The sequence below is a fragment of the Geodermatophilus sp. SYSU D00758 genome, assembly GCF_054049955.1.
This window is the reverse complement of record NZ_JBJGYK010000078.1, coordinates 1-6,873: the sequence shown is the minus strand read 5'-3', so window position 1 is coordinate 6,873 and position 6,873 is coordinate 1. Positions and strand designations below refer to the sequence as shown.

Genomic DNA, 6,873 nt, shown 5'->3' with positions numbered 1-6,873 from the left:
CTCGGGCGGGGTGCACGCCATCGCCTGCGACTTCTCCCAGGGCATGCTGCGCGCCGGTGCCGGGAGGCTCGGCCGTGCCCGGGGGTATCGAGGCCCGGGAGCACGGCCTGCCGGCCGCGCCGGAGGCCGGGGACCGGCTGCCCGGCGTCGGCGGGCTCCTCGCGGGCGTCGGCGGGCTCCCCGTGGCGGACCCGCGGACGTCCACGGACCGCCCACTCGTCGCCTCCCTTCCGCGGAGCCGGCCGAGGCCGTGCGGACGTCGCCCTGGTCGAGGCCCTGTCCGAGCGACGCCGGGGAGCCGGGTGCGGCCCGGCCAGGTCGTCGACGACGCGCGCGCTGCGCCCCGGCGGTGGGCTCACCGGCCTCCGGTGGCCCGGACGGGGGAGCGCCGGCTCGCCGGCCGGGTCGCAGGCGCGGCACACCGGCCCTCCGGCCGTCGTCCAGCCGCTCGGTCGCGGCCCGGCAGCGGCGCGGGGGGCTGAGGGCACCCTCGGACGGCAGCGAGGATGACGCGCCGGGTTCCGCTCGGCCCCGGGGCTCGCCACGGCGACGTGCGCCCGGCTGTCTGTGCCCGGGGAGCCGATGGCGCTGGGCGACGTCCTCCGTCGCGACGCACGCCTGCCCCTGGACCGCCGTTCCCACGTCGGGGGCGGTCCAGGAGCAAGGGGCTACGGCCGGAGGCCGCCTCGCTGCGCCGGCCGGGACCGGTTGGGGGTCAGGACGTGGCCGGCGCGGCCGCGCGCAACTGGCGGCGCCAGCGGGTGAACAGCCGGGGCTGGTTCATGCCCAGGACGGCGACGGGCTGACCGTCGCGCTCGTAGACCACCAGGAAGCTGCGGTCGGCGCAGCTGCCCTCCACCACGCGCACGACGTCGCCCTCGCGGCGTGACCCCGCGAACTGGATGCGGGCGCCGTACTGGTCGGACCAGAAGTACGGCACGGGCGTCGGCGCCGGACCCCCGGTGCCCAGGAGGGTGGCGACCGCGGTGGCCGGCTGCTCGAGCGCGTTGGTCCAGTGCTCGATGCGGACGTGCCGCTCCGCGGCGGCCGACCACGTGGCGGCGCAGTCGCCCACCGCGACCACGCCCGGGATGTTGGTCGCACAGCGTGCGTCGGTGAGGACGCCGTTGCCGAGGGCCACGCCGGAGCGGGCCAGCCACTCGATGTTCGGGATGGCGCCGATGCCCACGACCACCACGTCGGCCGGCAGGCGTGTGCCGTCGGTCAGCTCGACGGCCTCGACCTTGCCGGTGCCGACCAGCCCGGCGACCCCGGTGCCGAGCAGCAGGCGGGTGCCGTGGTCGGCGTGCAATCCGGCGCAGACCACGCCCATGTCGGCGCCCAGCGGGCCGGCCAGCGGGACGGGTTGGGTCTCGACGACGGTCACCTCCAGCCCGAGCTCGCGGGCCGTGGCGGCGACCTCCGCCCCGATGAAGCCGGCCCCGATGACGACGAGACGTCCGGCGGTGGCCAGGTCCTCCCGCAGCGCGATCGCGTCGTCCAGCGACCGCAGCACGTGCACGCCGTCGAGCCCCTCGCTGCCGGGGAGGCGCCGGGCTCGGGCTCCCGTGGCGAGCACGACGCCGTCGGCCCGGACCTCGCTGCCGTCGTCCAGCAGCACCGAGCGGCTGAGGTGGTCCAGCCCGACGGCGGTGGTGTGCAGCCGCCACTCGAGCCGGAGGTCCTCGTCGTCGGGCGCCCCCAGGGCGATGTCCTCCAGGGACGCCGAACCGGCCAGGAACTCCTTGGACAGGGGTGGGCGGTCGTAGGGGGCGTGCACCTCGTCGCCGATGACGACGATCCGGCCGTCGTAGGACTGGTCCCGGAGCGCGCGCGCAGCGGAGAGGCCGGCCAGGGAGGCCCCGACCACGGCGATCGTGGAGCTCACGCGACGCCGTCCCCGGTGGTCCCCGGCTGCACGTAGACCATGCCGTCCTGGACGACGACCCGGTGCGTGCGGACCGGTGTCTTGGCCGGCGGGCCGGACACCTTCCCGGTGCGCAGGTCGAAGCAGGAGGCGTGCAGCGGGCACTCCACGGCGCAGCCGTCGAGCCAGCCGTCGGCCAGCGAGGCGTCCTGGTGGGTGCACGTGTCGTCGATCGCGTAGAAGTCGCCGTCGACGTTGAAGACCGCGATGGGCTCGTCGGCCTCGACGCGGGTGGCCTCGCCGGGCGGCAACGCGGTCGTGGGGCAGACCAGGATCATGGGTGCTCCAGGCTCGTGAGTTGTTGCGAATCCCGCAACTACTTGCCGTGTGCGCAACAGCATGGCCGGGGTTCACCCCATCGTCAAGGGGGACGCCGGCGGCGTCCCGCGCTCCTCCACCTACGCTGAGGTCATGGGTGGTCCGCAGGGTGAGAACGGGGAGCGGGGCTCGGTCGCCGTCGTCCAGTCGGTCGATCGGGCGCTGAGCGTCCTCGAGATCCTCGCGGCCCACGGTGAGGCCGGCGTCACCGAGGTGGCCGCCGAGCTCGGGGTGCACAAGTCCACGGCCTTCCGGTTGGTGGCGGCGCTGGAGAGCCGGGGCTTCGTCGAGCAGCTGGCCGATCGGGGCAAGTACCGGCTGGGCTTCGGCGTCGTGCGCCTGGCCGGCGCGGCCGCCGCGCAGCTGGACATCGCCCGGGAGGGGCGGCCCATCTGCGACGCACTGGCTGCCGACCTCGAGGAGACGGTCAACATCGCCATCCTGGACGGCGACCGTGCGGTGAACGTCAGCCAGGTCCGCGGGCCGGGCGCGCTCAGCACCCACAACTGGGTGGGCCAGGGCACCCCAGTTCACGCGACATCGAGCGGCAAGGTGCTCCTGGCCTACGCGGCCGACGCCGTCCGCAAGGACGTGCTCTCCCGGGAGCTGCAGAGCTTCACCCCGGCCACGATCACCGATCCCGAGGTGCTGCGACAGCACCTCGACCGGATCGTCGAGCGGGGGTGGGGTGCCACCGTCGAGGAGTACGAGGTCGGGCTCAACGCCGTCGCCGCGCCCGTCCGGGGCGCGGATGGGGACGTGATCGCGGCCCTCAGCGTCTCGGGGCCGTCCTTCCGCATCGACGCCGAGGACTTCCCGAGGCTCGCCCGGCGGGTGGTGTCGGGCGCCGAGGAGCTGAGCAGGAGGCTGGGCCACTTCAGCCGGGCTCGCTGACCGGGCGGGAGACCGCTCCGGGGATGGCCGACACGTCGTCCTGACCTCGCCGCCTCTCCTCGTCCGCGCCGTGTGCGCACTGCGCGGACCGGGCGGCGTCGGACGCGCGCGTCGTGCGCACGTCGTCACGTCCGCGGCGTCGTCCGGACGGCGTCCGGAGCTGCGTGGGTCGGCGGTGTCCGCCGATCCGCGGGCGGTGCCGGCGGAGGTCGCAGGAACCGGGTGAGCGCGGGGGGCGTCGCCCGGTCCCGCCGGGCTCCCGCCGGGCTCCCGCCCGCCTTCCGCCGGGTCGCAGCGCCGGGTCGCGGCGGGAGGGCGTCCGGTTCGGGGTTCCCGGGAGATCCGGAAGGGCCATCAATTCGATCTGTTGCGCTGTGCGCGACCCGCTGAGTAATGTGCAACACATCGGTCGTCCCGAGCTCGTCGGCAGGCGACGACCGAGGCATGTCGCAGACCTGTGTTGTCCGACTTCCGGCGTCCCCAGATCGCCCGACGGAACCCCGAGGTGCCGTATGACCACCACCGACCTGCCCGCGAGCCTCATCTCCACGCTGCCGGGCCAGTACTACACGGACCCGGCCATCTTCGGACTCGAGCAGACCCGGGTCTTCGAGACCATGTGGTTCTGCGCGGTGCGGTCGGCCGACCTGCCGACGCCCGGGACGTTCCGGAAGGTCCAGGTCGGCCGGGAGAGCGTGCTGGTCGTCCGTGGCCGCGACGGTCAGCTGCGGGCCTTCCTGAACATCTGCCGGCACCGCGGCGCGCAGATCTGCACCGACGACTCCGGTGAGGTCAAGAGGGCCTTCCAGTGCCCGTACCACGCCTGGACCTACGACCTCTCGGGCAAGCTGGTCGCGGCTCCGAACCTGACCAAGATGCCCGACATCGACCGCGTGCGGTACGGCCTGGTGCCGGTGCACCTGCGGGAGTGGCTCGGGTACGCCTGGGTCTCCCTGGCCGAGCAGCCCCCGTCCTTCGAGGACGACGTCGTGGGCGCCGTCGCCGACCGCCTCGGGAGCCGGGAGGCCATCGACCACTACGAGCTGGATTCGCTCACGGTAGGCCGCCGCATCACCTACGACGTGCAGGCCAACTGGAAGCTCATCATCGAGAACTTCATGGAGTGCTACCACTGCGCGACGATCCACCCCGAGCTCACCGAGGTGCTCCCGGAGTTCGCCGACGGCTACGCCGCGCAGTTCTACGTCGGGCACGGCGCGGAGTTCGGTGAGGACGTCCAGGGCTTCACCGTCGACGGCGGCGAGGGCTTCGGCAAGCTCCCCGGCGTCGACCAGGACCACGACCGCCGCTACTACGCCATCACCGTCCGGCCGACGGTCTTCGTCAACCTGGTGCCCGACCACGTGATCTTCCACCGCATGTTCCCGGTGTCGGTCGACCGGACGATCGTGGAGTGCGACTGGCTGTACACCCGCGAGGTGGTGGAGTCCGGGAAGGACGTGTCCCGGTCGGTGGAGCTGTTCCACCGGGTCAACGCGCAGGACTTCGAGGCCTGCGAGCGGACCCAGCCGGCCATGTCGTCCCGGGCCTACGCCAACGGCGGTGTCCTCGTCCCGTCCGAGCACCACATCGGCGAGTTCCACCACTGGCTGACCCAGCGCCTGTCGGGCTGAAGAAGGACCCGTCCTCCTCACCGTGGAAGGACCCCGTCCTTGCCGCCCCTCGCACGCCCGGGGCGGGGGACGGGGCCACGGCGAGCCTCTGCACGGGGCCGCCCTGCGGCCCGGCGCGGACGGCGTCGCGCAAACCGCGTCCGTTCACGCAGCGACGTAGCCGTCGCCGGCAGGGACGACCAGGCCGTGGCGCACGAGTCGTTCCAGGTGCAGGAGCGCGGTCCGGCGCTCGACCGCCTACGAACGGCAACCGGACGTGCGGCCGGTACACCAGCCGGTGGGCGACGACGTCGGCCGGCGTCCGCGGCCGGCGCAGCAGCTGCAGCAGCGTCTCGTCCCGGCGGTCGACCACCGCGGCGAAGCGGACCAGGGCGGCGAGGAAGGACTGCCGGTCGTCGAGGACCCCGACCTGGTGCGAGGTCCCGTACCAGCGGGCCCCCACGTCGCGGAGCCGTCCGATCGAGGTGAGCAGGTCGTCGAGGCTGCTGGAGAGGTCGCCGTGGCAGGGGCCGAAGGACGTCAGGTCGATGTCCCCTACGAACAGGAAGCCGTCGGGTTCGACCAGCAGGCCGCAGTGGCCGGCGGTGTCCGGGTAGGTGGACCACCGTCACCGACCGCCGCCCCAGATCGAGCACCGCGCCGTCGTCGACGGTGCCCACCCGCTCGTGACCGGTCACCCCGAAGGTCTCGTGCAGCTGCCGGCGCAGGACGTCCGCCTCCGCAGGCGCCATGCCGAAGCCGGCGAGGAGTGCCTCGGGGGCGCGGACGGCGGCGCCCTCCGACGGGTGGGCGACGACCGGGACGTCGGGGAACACGTGCAGCCCCGCGACGCGGTCCTCGTGGGCATGGGTGACGGCGATCAGCCCGACGTCTGCGGGCAGTCCGCCGCGCCGCCCGACCTCGAGGGACGGGTCGACCAGGAGGGTGCCCTCCGTCCCGCTGACGAGCCACGAGTTGGCGGAGGGGTAGCGCCCGCCCTCGCCGAGGCGAGGAGCGTGACGCCCCCGTACCGCACATCGGGCCCGCCCGTGCCGTCCCCTCGCCGGTTGCCCACCGGCGTCACCCCGTGCCCGCGTCGGACAGCCGGGCCAGCCACCCCTGCCGCCACGCCTCCGTGCGCGCCACCTCGTTGAACGTGAAGAAGTGGAAGCCCTGCACGTGGTGCTCGGGCCGGCCGAGGGTGGGTGCGAGGCCGTCCACGAGGCGGTCCGGCCGGTAGCCGTGGGGCAGGAAGAAGCGCCAGAACACGCTCTGCTGCTTCGCCAGGAACCGGGCCGACCGGCCGAGCCCGAGCCCGGCCGAGATCCGCACCAGCTTCTGCCGCGTCACCGCGCCGGGGAGACCCACCCGGATCGGCAGGTCGACCCCCCGCTGCCTGACGTGCCGTGCCCAGGCCGCCGTCGTCGCGGCCGAGAAGCACAGCTGCGTGATCACGTGCGTCGCGTGCGGGGCCTTCCGCTCGAGGGCGCGGTCGATGAGCTCCGGGTCGATGTGCCCGTGCCCCTCGGGATAGCCGCCGATCCCCACGGTCTCGAAGGGGGAGCCGGTGGCGTCCAGCGCCTCGAGCAGGCTCAGCGCGTCGGGGAACGTCCCGGCGGGCTCGGCGGCGTCGCCCCCGACGACGAAGACCCCGGACACCCCGGCGGCGCGCAGGCGGGCGACGACGTCGGCCAGGTGGGCCGTGTCCCGGACCAGCCGGGCGGCCAGGTGGGGCGTCGCGGTGAACCCGTGGCCGGTGAGCCGCTCGGCCAGTTCGAGGGTCGGGACCAGACCCTTGGCCTCGGTCACCGTCACGGTGAGGGGCACGGCTCGGGGGACGTGCTCGACGACCGACTCCTCGGCGGCCCGCAGCGGCAGGACCTCGTAGCTGGCCGCTCGCAGCGCCCGCTCCAGCGAGGTGCGGGCACCGCGCCGGCTGCTCGCCGGACCCGCGAGCGGCGCTGCCGTTCTCACCGGTGAGCTCACGGGGCCGCTCACTTGTCGACCACCACGACACTGCGCAGCACGTCGCCGTGGTGCATCTTCGTGAAGGCCTCCTCGACGTCGTCGAGGCCGATGGTCTCGGTGACGAAGTCCTCCAGCGGGAAGCGGCCCTGCAGG

6 protein-coding genes are annotated in these 6,873 nt (G+C 74.2%); 2 read left to right on the top strand and 4 right to left on the bottom strand.

Annotated features, from left to right (window positions below):
* Positions 1-715: 715 nt before the first annotated feature.
* Together ACI8AC_RS25005 and ACI8AC_RS25000 are read right to left on the bottom strand one after the other, a co-directional pair.
* Positions 716-1,888 carry an NAD(P)/FAD-dependent oxidoreductase gene (locus tag ACI8AC_RS25005; protein WP_456900562.1) on the bottom strand — a complete coding sequence of 391 codons (1,173 nt, stop codon included), beginning with the start codon at positions 1,886-1,888 and terminating at the stop codon, positions 716-718.
* Entirely contained in the window at positions 1,885-2,205 is a 321-nt protein-coding gene (locus ACI8AC_RS25000) for a bifunctional 3-phenylpropionate/cinnamic acid dioxygenase ferredoxin subunit (RefSeq protein WP_456900561.1), read from the bottom strand. Before ACI8AC_RS25000 ends, ACI8AC_RS25005 begins: the two co-directional genes overlap by 4 nt.
* A 133-nt stretch (positions 2,206-2,338) precedes the next feature.
* Here ACI8AC_RS25000 and ACI8AC_RS24995 point away from each other — a divergent pair, with 133 nt between their 5' ends.
* Both ACI8AC_RS24995 and ACI8AC_RS24990 read left to right on the top strand, forming a co-directional pair.
* Positions 2,339-3,139 carry an IclR family transcriptional regulator gene (locus tag ACI8AC_RS24995; protein ID WP_456900560.1) on the top strand — a complete coding sequence of 267 codons (801 nt, stop codon included), beginning with the start codon at positions 2,339-2,341 and terminating at the stop codon, positions 3,137-3,139.
* A gap of 512 nt (positions 3,140-3,651) precedes the next feature.
* Positions 3,652-4,773: an aromatic ring-hydroxylating oxygenase subunit alpha gene (locus ACI8AC_RS24990; protein ID WP_456900559.1), complete on the top strand. Its 1,122-nt coding sequence runs from the start codon at positions 3,652-3,654 to the stop codon at positions 4,771-4,773.
* A gap of 17 nt (positions 4,774-4,790) precedes the next feature.
* Here the strand turns inward: ACI8AC_RS24990 and ACI8AC_RS24985 are convergent, their stop codons facing one another.
* Positions 4,791-5,693, bottom strand: a complete 903-nt coding sequence (locus ACI8AC_RS24985) for an MBL fold metallo-hydrolase (RefSeq protein ID WP_456900563.1) — start codon at positions 5,691-5,693, stop codon at positions 4,791-4,793.
* A gap of 139 nt (positions 5,694-5,832) precedes the next feature.
* Entirely contained in the window at positions 5,833-6,726 is an 894-nt protein-coding gene (locus ACI8AC_RS24980; protein WP_456900558.1) for a methylenetetrahydrofolate reductase, read from the bottom strand.
* Between the last annotated feature and the right edge of the window lie 147 nt (positions 6,727-6,873).

Bases quoted from the DNA above. Each gene is read 5' to 3' on its own strand.
- ACI8AC_RS25000 (WP_456900561.1), bottom strand. From the start codon at position 2,205: ATGATCCTGGTCTGCCCCACGACCGCGTTGCCGCCCGGCGAGGCCACC.
- ACI8AC_RS24995 (WP_456900560.1), top strand. From the start codon at position 2,339: ATGGGTGGTCCGCAGGGTGAGAACGGGGAGCGGGGCTCGGTCGCCGTC.
- ACI8AC_RS24990 (WP_456900559.1), top strand. From the start codon at position 3,652: ATGACCACCACCGACCTGCCCGCGAGCCTCATCTCCACGCTGCCGGGC.